The following is an 18,460-nucleotide window of genomic DNA, read 5'->3' on the forward strand; positions in this document are numbered from 1 at the left end:
CGTCGTTTCGAAGGCCGTTGCCGGTCGTGGTGTCGTGGTTCGTGCGGTGGTTGCGGTCCGTGCCGCGGCGGGCGCGCGTCGGCCGACCGGTGTGGTGGGTGGAATGTCCGGTGAGGACGGTGCCTTTGCCGGTCGCGGGGATATCGGTGTGCCGTGCCGGAGCGGCGACTGATAGTCCTTGGCGCGTGATCACTCCTTTTCAGGCGGCGTCCTTCCGTCGTTCCATACCCGTGGCCGTGGCCCTGTTGTTGGCGGCCGGATGTACCGGGGGCTCCGGTGACAGCGCGTCCAACGCGGCCGACGGCAAGCCGGTCCCCACGCAGGTGACCGGGACGGCCGCGGCCACCCCGCCGAAGCCCAAGGGGGCGGCGGACCCGGCGCTGCGTGCCTTCTACGAACAGAAGATTTCCTGGAAGGCGTGCACGGACGACCCGAAGACGAAGAAGAAGGACGAGGGCGAATTCCGGTGCGGGACCTTCAAGGTGCCGCTGGATTACACCGCTCCCGACGGCAAGTCGCTGGACATCGCCGTCATGCAACACCCGGCTGCCAAGCCCGATCAGCGGATCGGCTCGCTCGTGTTGAATCCGGGCGGACCCGGGGGCTCGGGCCAGGATTTCGTCAAGTACGGGTTCGACGAGTTCGACGGCCCTCTGCACGACCGCTACGACATCCTCGGCTTCGACCCGCGTGGTGTGGCCGACAGTGCGCCCGTACGGTGCCTGGACGACAAGGCCCGTGACGAGCGCAACGCCCGGGACTCGCCCCGCGATCCGGTCGAACGCAAGGCGCGCAGCGAGCGCAGCGGCAAGGAGTTCTCCGCCGCGTGCCAGGCCCAGTCCGGCGAGTTGTTGCCGTTCGTGGGCACGCGCAACGCGGCTCGGGACATGGACGTGCTGCGCGGCGCGGTCGGTGACGACAAGCTCAACTACCTGGGCATCTCGTACGGAACCTACCTCGGGACCATGTATCTGGACGAGTTCCCCGACCGCGCCGGCCGGATGGTCCTGGACGCGGTCGTGGACCCGGCGGCCGACAAGCTCGACGCGAGCATCGACCAGACCGTCGGCTTCGAGCGCTCGTTCCGCGCGTTCGCCGCCGATTGCGCGGCCCGGGTGGGTTGTCCGCTGGGCGCTGACCCGGCCAAGGCCGCCGAGATCGGCGCGACCTTCCTCGACGCGTTGCAGGACAAGCCGCTGCGCACCGCCTACGACGGCCGCAAGCTGACCTCCTCCCTCGGCTGGACGGGCACCAACAGCCTGCTGTACGGCGACAAGGAAACCGCGTGGAAGTACCTGCGGGAGGCCCTTGCCCTGGCGATGAACAGGAAGGACGGCAGCGCCCTGCTCTTCTACGCCGACGACTACCTCGGCCGGGACGAGAAGGGCCACTACGACAACAGCACGGACTCGCGCTCGGCAATACGCTGTGCCGACGGCGCCGCTCCGGCGCCCTCCCCCGAGCGGATCGAACAGGTCCTGGCGAAGCTCAAGGCGGATGCTCCGTTGCTTTCCAAGGACACCGTCGCATCGGACATCGAGGGCCCCGGCTGCGAATTCTGGCCGTACAAGACTCCCGAGAAGCCGCACGTGATCCGGGCCGAGGGCGCCGCGCCCGTCCTGGTGGTGGGCACGACCGGTGACCCGGCCACGCCGTACGCCGCGTCCGAGAAGCTGGCCAAGGACCTCGCGCACGCGAGCCTGCTGACCCTCAAGGGCGAAGGCCACGGCGCGTTCGGCCGCAGCAAGTGCGTCGACGCGGCGGTGGCCGCCTACATCATCGAGGGCAAGCTGCCGGCCGCCGGCACGCAGTGCACCGACGGCAAGTAGCCGCCGAAGCCGCCCACTGCGTCGCGTTGGGAGAAGGGGGCGACGCGATCCCGGTCGACGTGTCGTCGTAGCGCGGCGGTCCGGGATCGGTGGCCTCACGGGGTACGGGGGGTGCGCGGGTTGCGCGAGGTGCACGGGCTGCGCGGGGTGCCGGGTCGCGCAGGTCGCGCGGCAGGGCGTTCGCCGGAGCTCCGAGCGGCTAACTCGAACACGGTTGTACGGCATGGGTGGATGCGATTCGCTTACTCGAACACACCTGTACGAGATGTGCCGGGCGGTTTCGGCGGCCGAACCCGGCCGGCGGCCCGCCCGCTCGGGGCGGCACTTCGAGGAGCGAAACGATGTCTCACGGCAGTCGATCGACGCATGACGCGCAAGACGCGCATGACGTGCAAGGCGCGCAAGACGCGCATGACACGTTTGGTGCGCACGACGTACACGACCCACACGGCGACGCCGCCGGCGGCCACGCGCACGCGCACGCACATGCGCACTCGCGCGTCGAGGTGCGGGATGCGCCCACGCCGCGGCGCTGGTTCGTCCTGACCCTGGTGTGCCTTGCGCAGTTCATGTTGATCCTGGACGTCACGGTGGTGAACGTCGCGCTGCCGAGCATCGGCGCGGATCTGGGCCTGGGGCGGGAGCCGCTGACCTGGGTGGTCACCGCCTATGCGCTCGCGTTCGGCGGTCTGATGATCCTGGGTGGGCGGATTGCCGACACGCTGGGCCGGCGGACCGCGTTCCTGCTCGGCCTGGGTGTTTTCACCGCCGCGTCGCTGGCCGCCGGGTTTGCCCCGAACGGCGCGATGTTGCTCACCGCCCGAGTCGTGCAGGGTGCCGCCGCCGCGCTGCTGTCGCCGGCCGCGCTTGCGCTCGTGACGGTCACCTTCCACGGTCCCGAGCGCAACCGCGCACTCGGCGTGTGGGCGGCGATCGGCGGCACCGGGGCGGCGGCCGGCGTTCTGGTCGGCGGACTGCTGACCGCCGGCCCGGGTTGGGAATGGATCTTCTTCGCCAACGTGCCCATCGGTGTGGCCGTACTCGCCCTGGCCGCGTCGGTGATCCCGGCCCGGCCGCGTATCGCCTCGGGTACCCGTCCGGACCTGCCGGGAGCGCTGGCGGCCACGGCGGGGACCACGGCGTTGATCCTGGGCGTGACCCGTGCGGGCGACGTCGGATGGGCGTCGCCTTGGACGTTGTTGTCGTTGACCGGCGCGGCGGTCGGCTACGCGCTCTTCGTCCTCGTCGAGCGCACGAGCGCCGATCCTCTGGTGCCTCTGGCCCTGCTGACCCGCAGGCCCGTGATCTCCGGCGCGTTCGTGATGCTGGTGGCGAGCGGACTGCTGATCCCGCTGTTCTTTCTCGGCTCGCTCCATATGCAACACACCCTGGGTTTCGATTCGTTGCGGACCGGGTCGGCCTTCCTGCCGGTCGCCGTCGCGGTGACCGTCGGAGCGCATGTCGGGGGCCTGCTGGTCGGCCGCATCGGCGCCCGACCGGTGGGGGCGGGCGGCCTGATGCTCGCCGCGGTGGGTGCGTTGTGGCTGAGTCGGCTGCCCGAGCACGGCGGCGGCATGGCCGACGTGGTCCCCGGACTGGCCCTGGCCGCGGCGGGCCTGGGTCCCGCGTTCGTCGCGGCGACCACCACGGCGATGTCCCGTGTACACCACGACGAGGCCGGCATCACCTCGGGTGTGGTGAACACGTTCCACGAACTCGGCGGTGCACTCGGCGTCGCCCTGGTGTCGGCGATCGCGGCGCCCAGCATCGCGGGCGGCGGCGGAGTCGGCGGGTACACCGACGCGTTCCTCGCCTGCGCGGGTACCGCCGTGGTCGCGGCGCTCGTGGCATTCGTACTGGTTCCGGCGGGCAGGCCGCCGGCCTCCGACGGCCCGCGGCACGTGCACTGAACCACGGCGACCGGGACCGGGACCGGGACGAACCCGGCAACCATGGCATCAGGACCGGGATATTCGGCACGAGCGGGAAGACCGACACGACCACCACGGCCGCCTCGCCCGCCGCGGTCGGCGTGAAGATTCCGACAGTAGGGTTGACCACCATGGGTGCGACATCATCGCCGGGCGTACGGCGACGGGCCGACGCCGAACGCAACATCGCCGCCATCCTCGCCGCCGCGCTCGGCGCGTTCGCCCGCGACCCCGAGGTCACGATGACCGACATCGCGCGGGAGGCCGGCGTCGGACGGGTGACCCTGTACGGGCACTTCGGCTCCCGGGACGTGCTCCTGGAGGCGGCGATCGGGCAGGCCCTGGGCGAAGTCGACGTGCTGCTCGACGACGTCGGGATCACCGTCGGACCGGCCGACGAGGCACTGGTACGACTCGCCCGCGAGGGTTGGCAGGTGTTGGACCGCACCCGCGGCCTGCGCCGGGCAGCCCTGAAGGCGCTGGGCGAGGCGAGCCTGCGTCGCCAACACGCCCGGGTCCTGACCAGGGTCGACGAACTCGTCGCGCGCGGCCGCAGCGAAGGCGACATCCGTACCGACCTCCCGGCCGCGTGGCTGACCGCGACCTACTACGGCGTGATCCACACCGCGGCGGACGAGGTCGACGCCGGCCGACTCGACCGCGCCGCAGCGGGCGACACCATCGCCGCCACCCTGCGCTCGGCCCTCGCCACGCCCGGCTGAGGACGGGCCACGCGGCCCGCGCTGACCGGCGGGCGTGCACAGGCGCTCGTCCCGCGATGCGCGTTGCCCGCGCGGCATGGGGCGGCCGTCCGACCGCGTTTCCCGCCGGGCCCGCGACGGCCGCCCAGCTGCGATGCCCGCGCGGCGTGCGACCGCCGCCCGACCGCTGTCGTCCGTGCCGAGCACGGGCGCGCCCACCCGGGACGCGGTCGGCGGCGGGTGGGCGGGCGGGGGGTCGTGGTGTGGCTCGTCATGCCTCCGGTGCGGCGAGTGCTCTTCTGCTTTCGGCGATGCGTTCCGGGTCCCAGCCCACGCCCGGTACCGAGTCGATCAGCAGCCTGGTGTACGGGTGTTGCGGTGCGGAGAGAACCTCCGTGGTGCGACCCGATTCGACGATCCGGCCGTTGCGCAGCACCACCACGTCGTCGGTGATGTGTCGGACGACGGCCAGGTCGTGGCTGACGAAGAGGTAGCCGATGCCCTGCTCGCGGCGGATGCGGGCGAGCAGGTCCAGGATCTGGGCCTGGATGGACACGTCGAGTGCGGCGACCGCCTCGTCCAGGATCAGCACCCGGGGCGAGGCCGCCAACGCGCGGGCGATGGCGACGCGTTGGCGTTGGCCGCCGGACAGCCGACGCGGCAGGGCGCCGGCCTCACGGGAGCCCAGGCCCACCTGGTCGAGGAGTTCGGCCAGGCGCGCGGCGCGGCCGGACCGGTCGGTTTCGGCGGCGTGTAGGCGCAGGACCTCGTCGATGCTGTCGTGGACGGTGATGCGCGGATCGAGGGAGAGGTAGGGGTCCTGGAAGACCATCTGGATCTCCCTGGCCCGGGAGAGGCGTTCCGCCCGGGTGCGCGGTCGGTGGGCGCGTTCGCGGCCGTCGACCGTGATGCTGCCGGCGTCCGGGGTCTCCAGGCCGACGAGCATGCGGGCGGTGGTGGTCTTGCCCGAGCCGGATTCGCCGACGATGCCCAGCGAGCCGCCCGGCGGCAGGGTGAAACCGATGTCGTCGACCGCCTTGTGATCGCCGAACGTGCGGCACAGGCCGCGGACTTCCAGGGCGGCCGGGGTCGGGGAGGCGGGTGTGCTCACTGCAGGATCCCTTCGTCCGCGCGCAGGCATGCGACGGCCGCCGGACCGTCGTGTACCAGTGCGGGGGCCTCGGTTCGGCACCGCGCGATCGCGAACGCGCAACGGGCCGCGAAGGCGCAGCCGGTGGGCGCCTCCGCGAGCGACACGGGCCGTCCGGGGATCGGCTGCGGCGGCGCGGCGTCCGCCTCCAGGCGCGGTGTGGAGGCCAACAGCGCGGCCGTGTAGGGGTGCCTGGGTCGGGCGAACAGGTCGGCGACGGGCTGGGATTCGACGATGCGTCCCGCGTACATGACGTAGATGCGGTCGCAGATCGCCGCCGCGAGTTCCAGGTCGTGGGTCACGAACAACATGCCGGTGCCGTGCCGGTGTTGCAGGCGCCGCAGGATGCCGACGACTTCCGCCTGGGTGGTGACGTCGAGTGCGGTGGTGGGTTCGTCGGCGAGCAGGAGCGCGGGGTCGCCGGCCAGGGCCGCCGCGATCACCACACGCTGGAGCATGCCGCCGGAGAACTGGTGCGGGAAGCGGCGCAGCGCGCCGTGCGGATCGCGGATGCCGACCTCGGTCAACAACTCCTGTGCCCGGGCCAGTGCCTGGTCCCTGGAGGTCCCGCGCATCCGCAGTCCCTCGGTGAGGAAGTCCCCGATCCGGCGCATCGGGTTGACCGATGCGCGCGGGTCCTGGAACACCATCGCGACCTTGTTCCGGCGTACCTCGCGCAGTCCGGCGGCGCCCAGGGAGAGCACGTCGGTGCCTTCCACGCGGACACTGCCCTCGGTGCTCGCTCCCTTGGGCAGCAGGCCCAGCACGGTGCGGCAGGCCACCGATTTGCCCGAGCCGGACTCGCCGACCAGGCCCACCGTTTCGCCGCGTTCGACCCGCAGGTCGACCCGGTCCAGGATGGGTCGCGCGGCGGCGTGGTCCGGCAGGCGCAGGGTCAGGCCGGTGATGTCGAGCAGCGGTACCTCGCGCTCACCCGAGTCGGCGCGTGCGCGGGCTTCCGCGTCGGCCCGAGTGCCGGATGCGGCGGGCCGGGTGGCCGGGTCGTCGGCCGTCGTCTTGTCGAACACGGTGCTCACCTCTCCCGCTTGGAGACGCGGTCGGCGAGGCCCTCGCCGACGATTCCGAATGCGACGACCGCGATGACGATGGCGGTCGCGGGGGCGAGGGCGGGCAGCATGACGTCCTTGAGGAGCGGGTTCTGGCCCTCGCTGACCATGACGCCCCAGTCGGCGGTGGGTGCCTGGACACCGAAGCCGAGATAGGACAGGCCGGCGAGTTCCATCAGGGCGTAGCCGAAGTTGATCGCCGATTGGGCCAGTACGGTCGGGGTGATGTTGGGGATCAGGTGCCGTGTGCAGATCGACCAGCCGGACCAGCCCTGGACCCGGTAGGACTCGATGTAGGGCCGGGCCTGTTCCTGGCGGGCGATGGAGCGCACCAGGCGGCCGACGTACGGCGTGTAGGCGATCATCATGGCGATGACGGGTGCGGTCAGTCCCGCGCCGAACACCGCCACGCACAGGATCGCCAGCAACATCGCGGGGAAGGCGAACAGCAGATCCATCGAGCGCGAGAGCAGCGCGTCGACCCAGCCGCCGCGCCACGCGGCGACGACGCCCATGGCGATGCCGAGCACGGTGGACACGCCGACCACCGCGAGCGGTCCCAGCAGTCCGGTGCGGGCTCCGTACAGCAGCCGGCTGAGGATGTCGCGGCCCGACTGGTCGGTGCCCAGCCAGTGTTCCGGGCCGGTGCCGGCCAGCGAGTTCTTCAGGTCGATGGCGTCCGGTTCGTAGGGTGCCAGTAGCGGTGCGCACACCGCCAGCAGTACGAGCAGCGCCAGGACCAGCACGGCCGCGGTGAACAGCGGCCCCTGGGCGGCCAGTTTGCGGATCCGGGCCGGTGCGCCGCGCCGGAGGGGCGGCGTCGGTGCGGTCGCGTCGTTGACGGACGCGGGGGCGGAGGCACTCACTTCGGGTCACCTCCCAGCGCGACGCGCGGGTCGATCAGTGGTTGGAGCAGGTCGACGATCAGGTTCGCGATCAGGAACGCGGCGACCACCAGCAGGGTCAGCGCCTGCACCACGGGGAAGTCCTTGACCGTGACGGAGTTGATGAGCAGTGAGCCGACTCCCTTGACGCTGAACGCCGTTTCCACGATCGAGGTGGCCACGAGCATGCTCGCGACCATGGTGCCGACGACGGTGACGATCGGGCCGAGGGCGTTGCGCAGCACGTGTTTGCGGATGACCCGGCTCTCGGGCACGCCACGGGAGCGGGCCACCTCGACGTGCTCGCGGGAGAGTTCGTCGAGCATCGCGGATCGGGTGACCCGGGCCAGCAATCCGGTGAAGGTCAGCGCGAGGGCGATGGCCGGGAGCGTGAGGTGCCACAACCGGTCGCCGAAGCCCTCGCCGGCGCCGTAGAGCGGGAACCACCCCAGTTTGACGGCGAAGACCGAGGTGAGCACGGTCGCGGCGATGTAGGACGGGATGGCGATCGAGGTGCCGGTCCAGGCCAGCACGAGCTTGTCGATCAGGCCGGGCCGCAGCGCGGAGGCAATGCCCAGGATCAGCCCGACGACCGTGACCAGCACCATCGCGTACCCGACCAGGAAGACCGTGGTCGGCACCTTCTGGGAGATCAACTCGCCGACGTCCTGGCGGAATTGCACCGAGCGCCCGAAGTCGCCGCCGAGCACGTCGCCGAGCCACAGCAGGTACTGCTTGGCGAACGGCTGGTCCAGGTGGTACTGGGCGGTCAGGGCGGCGCGGGCCTGCGGGGTGACCGGGCGGCCGCGCATCAGGAAGGACACCGGGTCGCCCGGGGCCAGGTGCACGGCGCTGAACACCACGAACGAGGTCGCCAGCAGCACGAGTACCAGGCCCACGAGGCGGCCCAGGAGGAAACGGAGCAGAGGACGGTTCATCAGTTCGCGGCACCCAGGGTCGCGGCCCACGGGAAGGAGAGCTGGGTGATGTTCGGGGTGGCGCCGGTGACGCGCTTGCCCTGGTAGAGCGACAGCGGCGAGTCCCACAACGCGATGCCGGGCAGTTCACGCAGCACGATCTCCTGCAGTTTGGCGGTCAGTTGGGCGCGGGCGGCCGGGTCGGCGGTGCCCAGTGCCTGCTGCGCGATCGCGTCGTACTCGGGGTTGGACCAGTTGCCGTAGTTGGCGAACTCCCCGGTCTGCAGGGTCTGGTAGAACTCCAGCGGATCGGGCGTGACGTCGTAGCCGCTGGTGACCAGGATGTCGATGCCGGCCCGGGAGGACGGGTCGGTGAACAGCGCGGTGTATGCGTCCGGTGCGATGGTCTTGAGTTCGACGTCGAGGCCGATGGACTTGCCCGCGGCCTGGATGGCGTTGGCGGCGACGCTGATCTCCGGGGCCAGGTTGCTGGTCGCGACGACGACCTTCCTGCCGGTCGCGCCGGCCTCCGCGACGAGCTTCTTGGCGGCGGCCACGTCCGTGGTGACGGCGGGCAGCGCGTTGTACATGCTCTGCGCCTGCTCCGCGGGGATGGTGGCCCAACCGGAGACGGGCACGGGCGCCTTGGCGACGGTGCCGTAGCCGTTCAGGCCCGCCCGGACGATGCCTTCGCGGTCGATCGCCATGGACAGCGCGCGTCGCACGCGCGTGTCGCCGAGGGCACCCTTGAGGTTGGTGACGGCGGCCGAGTAACTGCCGGTGATGTCACCGAAGTACAGCTTGCCGTCGCCGGACTTGAGCTTGTCGTAGGAGTTGCTGGGCAGCAGGTATCCGCCGTCGACCTCGCCGGTCAGCAGCGCGTTGGCACGGGCGGCGGGGTCTTGGATGAAGACGAACTCGACCTCGCCCGTCTTGGGCATGAGCGTGCTGTCCCAGTAGGCGTCGTTGCGCTTGAGCGTGATGGACGTGCCGGGCTTCCACTCCTTGACGGAGAACGGGCCGGTGCAGTTCACGCCGCCCTGCGGGTTGCCGTAGTCCTTGCCGGCCTTGGCCAGGAAGGCGGCGCTTTCGATGGTGCCCGCCGACGCGCCCAGTTGCTGGTTGAGCAGCACGTTGGGGCGGGTGAGCTTGATGGTGACCTCGAGCGGGCCGGAGTCGGTGATGGACTCGACGTCCTTGAAGGCGGTGCTGTACGCGGCGCCGACCTCGGGATCCATCTGGCGCTTGAGGCTCGCCACGACGTCCTGGGCGGTCATGGTGGAGCCGTCGTGGAACCTGACCCCCTCGCGCAGGGTGTAGACCCAGGTCAGCGGGTCCGGGTTGGTGTACTTGGCGGCCAGCCCCGGGGTGATCGTCAGGTCCGGGTTGATCCGCAGGAGTTGGTCGCACACGTTCGCGAGCACGGTGTTGATCGGGTAGTCGAAACCGTATGCGTAGTCCAGCGTCTGCGGTTCGGCGTACAGCGACCACTTCACCTTGTCGAGCGGCCCCTTGGCGGCGGGGCTGTCCTTGGTGATGCGGTAGCCGGGGTCCGCGGCCGACGAGTCGTCGCCGCCACCGCCGGAACACCCGACGGCGGTCAGGGCCACGACGGCGGCGAGGGCGGCGGTTTTGGGCATGCGCAAGTAACCCACCTCTTTCGGAGGGACGGCGAAGGCACGGAGACGGATGCGGCATGGCACGCGTCAGGACAGGTGCCGGTGAGTATTGACGCGGGAACGTTCCCGCGCAAGGGTTTGCGAGCAGGCATCTCACGCATGACGAGGAGGTTTCCAACACGTCACGAGGCGGCGCGCCGGCGTCTTTTGACGACCCGTCACGAGATCGGGACGCACGGTGGCGGGGGCGGGGAGTGCCTGGTGGGGTGGGGTGCCGAGGGGGCGGGAGCCGCGCGGGGTCGCGATATCGGGGAGGGGGCGGGTGGGGCGCGCCGGATGCGTTGGCTCGGTGCGGGATGGGGTCGGCGCCGGGCGTGCGCGGGGTGGGGGGGGCGTTGGTGGCGGACGGCGAGCCTGAGTGGGCTGCGGGCGCTGCCTGGTGTGGGTGCGGATGGCGGCTATGGCGACGGCGACGGCAGCGACAGCCGCGACGGCGGCGACGGTGATGGGGGGATTTGCCGCCGAATAGTCGCGTAGCGTGTCCGGTTGATTACGCTGTTGCCATGATCGGGCTTGGTTCGTTCAGGGAACTGCGTGGCGTGCCGGAGCCGTTCGGCGCGTGGGTTTTCGATCCGCCGCGCCATCGTCCGGATCCATGACGTCCGGACCGACGTCCGCGTCCCGACGCCGATGCATCCGTGCGGCGACGTCTTCGCTCTTCCGCCGTTGCCCCATGCTCGGGTGCCGTTCGGGGTCGTGCCCGGTCGGATCGGCGGCGCGTGGGCCGGACGTGCGGATTCGCCTCGATCTCTTGTCCACCCCCCCCGCACGCGATGACGTGCGTTCATCCCCGGAGTGCCCATGTTGTTCCGTCGCCTTGTCGTCGCCGCGACCGTCGTCGCCGCCGCCCAGTGCCCGATTCCCTCCGTCGCCGCCCGGACGGTGGACCGGCTCGTCGTGACGGTGGCCGACAACCCCGAGGGAGTGCAGACGTACACGCTGGAATGCCACCCCGCCGGCGGCAGTCACCCGGGGCCCGCGCGGGCATGCGACCGGCTCGACGCCACGACGGCCGACGGGGACCCGTTCGCGCCGGTCCCCGCCGGCGCGCGGTGCACGATGATCTACGGCGGACCCGCGACCGCGCGCATCACCGGCACCTGGGCGGGCCGTCCGGTCGACGCCGGTTTCAAGCGCACCAACGGGTGCGAGATCGCGCGCTGGGACAACCTCGTACCGGCCCTGCCGGGCGCGCGCTGATTCGCCCTCGGGCCGATCTGCCTTCGGGGCGGCCTGTGCGGGCGGGACTGTTCGATCGGGCCCGCCCGCTGATGCGGCGGTCGAGTGGGAGCGGCGTCACGCGCGGACGTACCGCGTCGTCCGGGCGGCGCCACTCGGTGGTGGGGAGGGAGTCCCGCTCCTATATCGTGTGCCGATATCGGGAGCCGTAGCGGTCGTGGGCCATGTTCGGGGAGCGAGCGATGGGGACGTCGGCGGCATCTGCCGAAGCGGGCGAGCTGAAACGGCACCTGGGCGTGTTCGACGCCGTGGTGATCGGGCTCGGCTCGATGATCGGCGCCGGGATCTTCGCCGCGCTCGGCCCGGCCGCCGACGCGGCGGGAACGGGCCTGCCGATCGGCCTGGCGCTGGCCGCCGTGGTGGCCTACTGCAACGCGACCTCCTCGGCCCGCCTGGCCGCCCGCTATCCGCAGTCCGGTGGTACGTACGTCTACGGGCGCGAGCGGCTGGGCGACTTCTGGGGCTATCTGGCCGGCTGGGGCTTCGTGGTCGGCAAGACCGCCTCCTGCGCGGCCATGGCCCTGACCGCCGGCTCCTACGTGTGGCCCGAGCAGGCACACGCGGTCGCGGTCGCCGCGGTGGTGGCGCTGACCGCGGTGAACTACGTCGGCGTACAGAAGTCCGCGTGGCTGACCAGGGGCATCGTCGCCGCCGTCCTCGCCGTGCTCGCCGCCGTGGTCACCGCGTGCCTGACCGGTGGCACCGGCGAGACCGCGCACCTGCGCATCGGCGCGGATGCCGGCCTCGGCGGCGTGCTCCAGGCGGCCGGCCTGCTGTTCTTCGCCTTCGCCGGCTACGCGCGCATCGCCACGCTCGGCGAGGAGGTCCGCGACCCGAAGCGCACCATCCCGCGGGCGATCGCGACCGCGCTCGGCATCACGCTGGTGGTGTATGCGGTCGTCGCCGTGGCCGTGCTCGCGGTGCTCGGGCCGGACCGGCTCGCCCACACCGCCGACCCCCTGGCCGAGGCCGTGCGCGCGGCCGGCGCCCCGGGACTCGTCCCGGTGGTCCGCGTCGGGGCCGCGCTCGCGGCGCTCGGCTCGCTGCTGGCGCTGATCCTCGGGGTCTCGCGAACCACGCTGGCGATGGCCCGCGACCGGCACCTGCCCCACGTACTGGCCGCCGTACACCCCCGGTTCGGCGTACCGCACCGGGCCGAACTCGCGGTCGGCGCGATCGTCGCCGTCCTGGCCGCGACCACGGACGTGCGCGGTGCGATCGGCTTCTCGTCCTTCGGCGTGTTGGCCTACTACGCCGTCGCCAACGCCTCCGCCCGGACGCTCACCCCCGCCGAGGGCCGCCCGGCCCGGATCGTGCCGATCGTCGGTACGGCAGGGTGCCTGGTCCTGGCCTTCGCGCTGCCGCCCACCTCGGTGTTGTGGGGCGCCGCGGTGCTTGCTGCCGGCGCCGCCGCGTACGGTCTGCGCAAGGCGACCGGCCGCGCCTGACCTGCCCGCGCCTGACCGGCTGCGCGTGATCGGCTGTGCCTGATCGCCTGCGCTTGATCAGCCGCGCCTGGCCGGCCGGAGCCGCCGTGGCCGGCACCGGACCGGGCACCGGCTACGGGTGCGGCCGGTCCGCCTCGGGCAGCACCTCGCGGGCCAGTTCCGCCAGCGCGCGTCGATCCTCGGCCAGCGCCGCCCGTCCCGCGTCCGTCGCCCGATAGACGCGCCGGGTGCGGCCCTCGACCACCCGCTGCTCGGAGGTCAGCAGCCCGTCCGCCTCCATTCGGTGCAGGGTCGGGTACAGCGTGCCGGGACTGATTCGGTAGCCGTGGCCCGCCAGTTCCCGGGACATCCACGCACCGTGGACCTCCTCCTCGGCCGCGTGATGCAGGATGTGCAGCCGCACCGCGCCCCGTTGGAACTCCCTCACGCGTCGACCACCTTCCCGCTCCATCACCAAGGGCGACGAATCCGATATCGAACTCCGATACTACGGGCGTCCGCCGGTGCCGGCGCGCCCACGACAGCGCGCCCGCCACGGCGGGGAAGCCGTGACGTGCGCGCGGGTCCGGGTCGCCGGGTCGAGTGGATTGCGGCATTCGTGGCATTGTGGCCGCCCGTTCGGCGCGCTCCGGGCGCGCGGGTGGGGTGCGCGTGCTGGAGTCGATGGCGTGCCGGGCTGTGGGCGCGAGGACGAACGTGTCCGCGGCCCGGTCGACGTATCGGCGACGGGTCCCCTCAGGAGCTGTGATGACTTCCGATATCCACATCGAAGACCTGGACCAGGGCGGGCCCTGCCCGCTGGGTGTGTACTCGACGCACGCGTGCGGCGGGCCCACCGACGAGCGGGGTGTGCCGATGTGGGGGCGGGTGCCCGGGATCGGCGAGGTCGGCGACAGCCTGCCCGGGTGCGGGGTGCACGTGGGCGAGGTCCTGGTGACGCGCGACCCGGAGCTGTGGGTGGGCCTGGTGTTCGAGACGCCCGCCGGCAACACCGATCCGGATGGCGAGGAGCGGGCCGCGGTGACGGAGTTCGCCGAACGCCTGGCCCTGGACGTCATCGACCAGCGCACCGGCGACGCCGACGACCCGGACGCGGTGGTGCTGCGGCCGGTGAGCGCCGACGAACTCGCGCGAGCGGTGGCGTACGCGCTGAACGCGATCGGCGTGGGTTGAGCCGACGCCCCCCGCTGCGCACCGATTGGCTAGCGGTCGCCCGACGCGCCGAGGTGCGGTGGCTGCGGGGTGTGGTGGTCCAGCAGGCGGGTGAGCATCCGGACGAACTGTTCGCGTTCGGCGGGGGCCAAGGGCGCGAGCAGTTGTTCGTGGAGGTCGTCCAGGGCCCGGTCGAGGAGGGTGAGGCGGCCGCTGCCCCGGTCGGTGATCGTGATGATGTTGCGCCGGCGGTCGTCGGGATCGGGCGTGCGCTCGATGAGATCGCGTGCGGCCAGGTCGTTGAGGACGCCGACCATGTCGCTGCGGTAGATGCCGGTGCGCCGGCTCAGCGTCGCCTGGCTGCCCGGACCGTACTCCTCCAACGAGGCCAGCACCGCGTAGTGCCACTTGCGGGCATCGAGGCGGGCCAAGCCCTCGGCGACCAGCCGATCCGACTGCGTGGACAGCTGTGCCAGCAACCGGCTCGCCTGTTTGCGCAGCCTGTCCGGCGTCCGTCTCTCGCAGTCGGGAACGTCCATCGCCTCGGCGTCGCTGGTCATGGCGGTGATCCTACCCCGTTGCGTTAGTCGGGCTAACGATATAGGTTCGTTCATACCGGAAACGTTCGGGGCATAAACATTCGTTCGACGAACGAGTAGGGCCGCGGCACGGTTCGGGTCAATCCCTCACATCCAGCCTCCGAGGAGCGCCTCGTGCCCACGATCGACGTTCTCGACTCGACCATCCACTACGAGGACCACGGCAGCGGATCCGCCGTCGTCTTCCTGCACGGCAACCCCTCCTCCTCCCATACGTGGCGGAACGTCCTGCCCCTGGTCGGAGAAGGCCGGTTGATCGCCCCCGACCTGATCGGCATGGGCCGCTCGGGCAAGCCCGTCGGCGATTACCGGTTCGGCGACCACGCCCGCTACCTGGACGCCTTCTTCGACGCGCTCGGCTTGGACGAGGTCGTGCTCGTCGGCCACGACTGGGGCGGCTCGCTCGCCTTCGACTGGGCGGCCCGACACCCGGACCGGGTGCGTGGCGTCGCCTTCTTCGAGACGATCGTCCGCCCGATCGCCTCGAACGAGCTTTCCGAACAGGCGCGTGCCCGCTCGGTGAAGCTCCGCTCCGATGAGGGCGAGTCGCTGGTCCTCGACGGGCACTTCATGGTGAACGCGGCCTACACCGGGGGCGTGCTCGACCCGCTCGGCGACGACGACATCGAGGTCTACCGGGCCCCGTACCCCACCCGCGAGAGCCGTCGCCCGCTGCTGAACTGGACCCGCTCCCTGCCGATCGACGGCGACCCCGCCGACGTGACCGCCCGGATCCGGGCGTACGGCCCCTGGCTGGCCGACAGCCGCGACGTTCCCAAGCTCCTGCTCACCTTCGACTCGGCGCCGACCCTCCTCATCACCCCCGAGGTCGCCGCCTGGTGCCGGGACAACATCGCCGCTCTCCGGGTCGAGCACATCGGCCCTGCCGGCCATCACGCCACCGAGGACCAGCCCGAGGCGATCGCCAAGGCCGTCTCCACCTGGCTGGACGAGCACGCCCTTCGCCGGTAGGCCGTGTCCGGCCGCGTGCGTGGTGCGCGCGGCCGGACACGGCGCCCCGAGATTCGTGCACTCAGTGGATGATCGGCGATGGCCTGACAGGGGTGGCCCGGATTCGCGGGTCCGGCGGCCGGCTCGCCGAGGGCGGCGAGCCGGGGCGTCCCGTGTTTCGGGGTGGTGGGTGGCCCGCGAAACGTCAGCGCCGGGCGAGGAGTTGCAGCAGATCGGCCAGGGGTGCCAGGACGTCGAGCGTGGCGTCTCCCGTCCGGCGTCGGCGGCGGACGGGCTCCGCCGTCGCGTCGTCGGCGTCCGGGCGGACGACGTCCTCGCCGGCCGGCTCGGGCGTGTCGGCGCCGTCGGGCGGCGTGGGCCGTGCGTCGTTCCGGTCGGCCGACCGTACGCTTGCGACCAGTGCGAGCACGGCGCGCACCAGGATCACCGAGAGCACGGCCAGGTGCGGGACTTCGGACAGGTGTAGCGCCATCGTGGTCATCGGATCCTCGTCTCCCGATACCTCCCGGGCACCTCGTCCCGGCTAGGCTTCGAGTACAGACCGGTCCGGGGCCGGGAGTTCGGATCCAATACGTGATCCGGACGAAAAAGACATCCACGGTGCGGTGTTCGAGTGTCCAAGCCCGGCTGTCACATGTCTTGTCCGAGTGTCCAAGACAGCTGCGGTCGCGGGCCCGACGCGCAGTGCGCGAGGGGGCGAGCGTGACCGAGGCGAGGATGCCGCAATCGTGGACGGAGTTCCGCGCGTCGTTGCGCCGGCTGCGGGCGATGGCGGGCGACCCGACATTTCGATCCCTGGCCGAATCCTCCGAGCGGTCGGCCGCGAATCCGTCGGTGCCGATGCGGCCCTTCTCGCACAGCACGGCCCAGAACTACATGGACAACCGCAACACCCCCGTGGGTACCCAGTGGGACCCGGTACGGTCGGTCCTGATCTGCCTCCTGCGCCACGCTCGTCAGGGCGAACTGCCGGTGGAGCCACCGCTGGACGACCTGGTGTGGTGGGAACGGGGCTGGCAGTCGCTCATCGACGCCTCCGCACCGCGCGGGCGATTGCCACGACGGCCGGATGCGCCGGTCGCCACCGAGCCGGCGGGTGCGTGGGACCGGACCCCGCTCGACGGTTCGCTGCTCGGAGTGCCCTGGACGGAACTGGGCTTCGGTCCGACCGGTGAACCGGAACACCTGGGCAAGCTGTTCGTGATCATCGGCTTGGCGGAGGAGGTCGGCGCACCGCAACTCGCCTGCACGAGCGCCGAACTCCTCGAACGGCGGGCGCGCGCCGAACTGGGCCCGAACCATCCGACCAGCCTGGCCGCCCGCTACGCGGTGGCGCTGTTCGCCCGACACGTGCGCGCACCGGCCGCGGCCCTGCACCTGACCGGCAACGTCCTCGACGACTGTGCCCGGGCACTGGGCGAGGAGCACCCGCTGACCCGCCGGGCCGGCCTGCTCCGCGCGGAACTCACCTGGCGCTGCGGGTGGTTGCAGGACGCCCGAGCCGAGTACGCCCGGCTGATCCGCACCGACACCGCCCGATACGGCGCCCGGGACCGGATCGTGCTGTCCGCGCGGCGCGGCGGGGCCATGGTCGCCAGGTCACGCGGCGACTGGTTCTCCGCCCGCGACATGCTGGCCGATCTGGTGCCCGATTTCCGGGCGGTGTTCGGTGCGGACGACGCCGCGACCTTCGAGACCGAAGGGGCGTACGCGCTGGCCGTCGGGGACACCGGCGAGGTGCGGCAGGCCCGTGCGTCGCTCGTGGAGCTCGTCGAGCGGGCGGCCGGGGGCATGCGCCCGGACCACCCCACCGTCCTGGCCCTGCGGCGCTCGCTCGCCGCGCTCACCTGGGCGGCGGGCGACCAGGCCGAGGCCGTCCGGCTCGCCGAGGCGGTCGCGGCGGACGGCGCGCGGGCCCTGGGCGCAGAGCATCCGGGCACCCTGGAGAGCCTGCACCTGCTCGCGGTCCTGTGCACGGACACCGCACCGGAACAGGCCAGACGCCTGTTCCTGGACGTCGCCGAGGCGCGCGAACACAACCTGGGCCGGGACCACCCCGACACGCTCGGGGCCCGGCACGGGCTCGCCCTGGTCCTCGACTGGCTGGAAGGGCCCGCGGCGGCCCTGCGGTTGCTCGACGAGGTACTGGAGCGGCAACGCCGGGTGCTGGGATCCGACCATCCCTCGACCCTGGGCACCCGACACAACCGCTGCCTGGTGATCCACGAGCTCGGTGACGCCGAGGCCGCCGCGGCGGCGCTGGAGCGAGTGCACGAGGACCGGGAACGCGTGCTCGGCGCCGACCATCCCTCCACGCTCGCGACCCTGCACCGGCTGGCGCTGTCGAGTTGGCAGTCGGAGGGCCCGGAGGCGGCGCGCGCCCGGCTGGAGGACGTACTGGCGCGGCAGGAGCGTGCGTTCGAACGCGATCACCCGGCGGCGCTGGAGACCTGGCATGCCCTGGCCATGGTCGTTCGGGCGCTGGAGGGCCCCTCGGTCGCGCTGCCCATCCTGTCCCGGGTGCTCGATCGCCAGCGTGCCACCCTGGGTTCCGATCACCGGGCGACCCTGCAGACCATGCACAACCTGGCGGTCGTCACGGACGAGTCGCCCGATCCGCGCGCGTCCCTGCCGCTGTACGAGGAAGTGTTGCGGCGGCAGCAGGCGTTGCTGGGCGCGGGCCATCCGGACACCCTGCGCACCGCGCTCGACCTGGCCCTCGCGACCGCGGGCGCGCACGGGCTCGCGGCCGCCCGCCCCCTGTTCGTCGACGCGCTCGAACTGCACCGGACCCACCTGGGCGCAGCGGACCCGGGCACACTGCACGCACAAGACATCTTCGTCGAGCGCTATGGCCGCGACTCCGCCTGAACGACGTCGACAATCGGCTAG

At 71.9% G+C, this 18,460-nt stretch carries 16 protein-coding genes; 8 read left to right on the plus strand and 8 right to left on the minus strand.

Features of this window, described 5'->3' with window-relative positions; all coding sequences use genetic code 11:
* The first annotated feature begins 185 nt into the window (after nt 1–185).
* The 3 genes from ACIBM5_RS40615 to ACIBM5_RS40625 all read left to right on the plus strand — a co-directional run bounded on the left by ACIBM5_RS40615 (nt 186) and on the right by ACIBM5_RS40625 (nt 4,482).
* Nucleotides 186–1,829, plus strand: a complete 1,644-nt coding sequence (locus tag ACIBM5_RS40615) for an alpha/beta hydrolase (protein ID WP_396011713.1) — start codon at nt 186–188, stop codon at nt 1,827–1,829.
* A gap of 389 nt (nt 1,830–2,218) precedes the next feature.
* Nucleotides 2,219–3,739, plus strand: coding sequence for an MFS transporter (locus ACIBM5_RS40620; protein ID WP_396011714.1), 1,521 nt, complete (start codon nt 2,219–2,221; stop codon nt 3,737–3,739).
* A 152-nt stretch (nt 3,740–3,891) separates the two neighbouring features.
* Nucleotides 3,892–4,482, plus strand: coding sequence for a TetR/AcrR family transcriptional regulator (locus ACIBM5_RS40625; RefSeq protein ID WP_396011715.1), 591 nt, complete (start codon nt 3,892–3,894; stop codon nt 4,480–4,482).
* 250 nt (nt 4,483–4,732) lie between these two features.
* Here the strand turns inward: ACIBM5_RS40625 and ACIBM5_RS40630 are convergent, their stop codons facing one another.
* The 5 genes from ACIBM5_RS40630 to ACIBM5_RS40650 are packed head-to-tail and all read right to left on the minus strand — an operon-like array spanning nt 4,733 to nt 10,119.
* Nucleotides 4,733–5,572 carry an ABC transporter ATP-binding protein gene (locus ACIBM5_RS40630; RefSeq protein ID WP_396011716.1) on the minus strand — a complete coding sequence of 280 codons (840 nt, stop codon included), beginning with the start codon at nt 5,570–5,572 and terminating at the stop codon, nt 4,733–4,735.
* Nucleotides 5,569–6,648: an ABC transporter ATP-binding protein gene (locus ACIBM5_RS40635; protein ID WP_396011717.1), complete on the minus strand. Its 1,080-nt coding sequence runs from the start codon at nt 6,646–6,648 to the stop codon at nt 5,569–5,571. Before ACIBM5_RS40635 ends, ACIBM5_RS40630 begins: the two co-directional genes overlap by 4 nt.
* On the minus strand, nt 6,645–7,544 hold the full coding sequence (locus ACIBM5_RS40640; protein ID WP_396011718.1) for an ABC transporter permease: 900 nt from the start codon (nt 7,542–7,544) through the stop codon (nt 6,645–6,647). The genes ACIBM5_RS40635 and ACIBM5_RS40640 overlap by 4 nt, the downstream gene beginning before the upstream one ends.
* A complete protein-coding gene (locus ACIBM5_RS40645) occupies nt 7,541–8,500 on the minus strand; it encodes an ABC transporter permease (protein ID WP_396011719.1) in 960 nt (319 codons plus the stop codon). The genes ACIBM5_RS40640 and ACIBM5_RS40645 overlap by 4 nt, the downstream gene beginning before the upstream one ends.
* Complete coding sequence (locus ACIBM5_RS40650; RefSeq protein WP_396011720.1) at nt 8,500–10,119, minus strand: ABC transporter substrate-binding protein; 1,620 nt, start codon at nt 10,117–10,119, stop codon at nt 8,500–8,502. Before ACIBM5_RS40650 ends, ACIBM5_RS40645 begins: the two co-directional genes overlap by 1 nt.
* Before the next feature lie 840 nt (nt 10,120–10,959).
* Between ACIBM5_RS40650 and ACIBM5_RS40655 the strand changes: the two genes are divergently transcribed.
* A complete protein-coding gene (locus tag ACIBM5_RS40655) occupies nt 10,960–11,358 on the plus strand; it encodes an SSI family serine proteinase inhibitor (protein WP_396011721.1) in 399 nt (132 codons plus the stop codon).
* Nucleotides 11,359–11,579: 221 nt separating this feature from the next.
* On the plus strand, nt 11,580–12,845 hold the full coding sequence (locus ACIBM5_RS40660; RefSeq protein ID WP_396011722.1) for an APC family permease: 1,266 nt from the start codon (nt 11,580–11,582) through the stop codon (nt 12,843–12,845).
* A 112-nt stretch (nt 12,846–12,957) separates the two neighbouring features.
* Here ACIBM5_RS40660 and ACIBM5_RS40665 read toward each other — a convergent pair whose 3' ends face one another.
* Nucleotides 12,958–13,272, minus strand: coding sequence for a PadR family transcriptional regulator (locus ACIBM5_RS40665; RefSeq protein ID WP_391583564.1), 315 nt, complete (start codon nt 13,270–13,272; stop codon nt 12,958–12,960).
* Between the two features lie 320 nt (nt 13,273–13,592).
* On the opposite strand from ACIBM5_RS40665, the gene ACIBM5_RS40670 reads away from it, so the two are divergent.
* The gene (locus ACIBM5_RS40670) at nt 13,593–14,018 is read left to right on the plus strand and encodes a hypothetical protein (RefSeq protein WP_396011723.1); all 426 of its coding nucleotides are present in this window, start codon (nt 13,593–13,595) and stop codon (nt 14,016–14,018) included.
* Between the two features lie 29 nt (nt 14,019–14,047).
* Here ACIBM5_RS40670 and ACIBM5_RS40675 read toward each other — a convergent pair whose 3' ends face one another.
* Entirely contained in the window at nt 14,048–14,557 is a 510-nt protein-coding gene (locus ACIBM5_RS40675) for a MarR family winged helix-turn-helix transcriptional regulator (protein WP_396011724.1), read from the minus strand.
* 153 nt (nt 14,558–14,710) lie between these two features.
* On the opposite strand from ACIBM5_RS40675, the gene ACIBM5_RS40680 reads away from it, so the two are divergent.
* The gene (locus ACIBM5_RS40680; RefSeq protein WP_396011725.1) at nt 14,711–15,568 is read left to right on the plus strand and encodes a haloalkane dehalogenase; all 858 of its coding nucleotides are present in this window, start codon (nt 14,711–14,713) and stop codon (nt 15,566–15,568) included.
* A 184-nt stretch (nt 15,569–15,752) separates the two neighbouring features.
* Here ACIBM5_RS40680 and ACIBM5_RS40685 read toward each other — a convergent pair whose 3' ends face one another.
* A complete protein-coding gene (locus tag ACIBM5_RS40685) occupies nt 15,753–16,049 on the minus strand; it encodes a hypothetical protein (protein WP_396011726.1) in 297 nt (98 codons plus the stop codon).
* Nucleotides 16,050–16,270: 221 nt separating this feature from the next.
* On the opposite strand from ACIBM5_RS40685, the gene ACIBM5_RS40690 reads away from it, so the two are divergent.
* A complete protein-coding gene (locus ACIBM5_RS40690; RefSeq protein ID WP_396011727.1) occupies nt 16,271–18,439 on the plus strand; it encodes a tetratricopeptide repeat protein in 2,169 nt (722 codons plus the stop codon).
* The last annotated feature ends 21 nt before the right edge of the window (nt 18,440–18,460 follow it).

The sequence above is a fragment of the Embleya sp. NPDC050493 genome (assembly GCF_044458105.1).
Classification (GTDB): domain Bacteria; phylum Actinomycetota; class Actinomycetes; order Streptomycetales; family Streptomycetaceae; genus Embleya.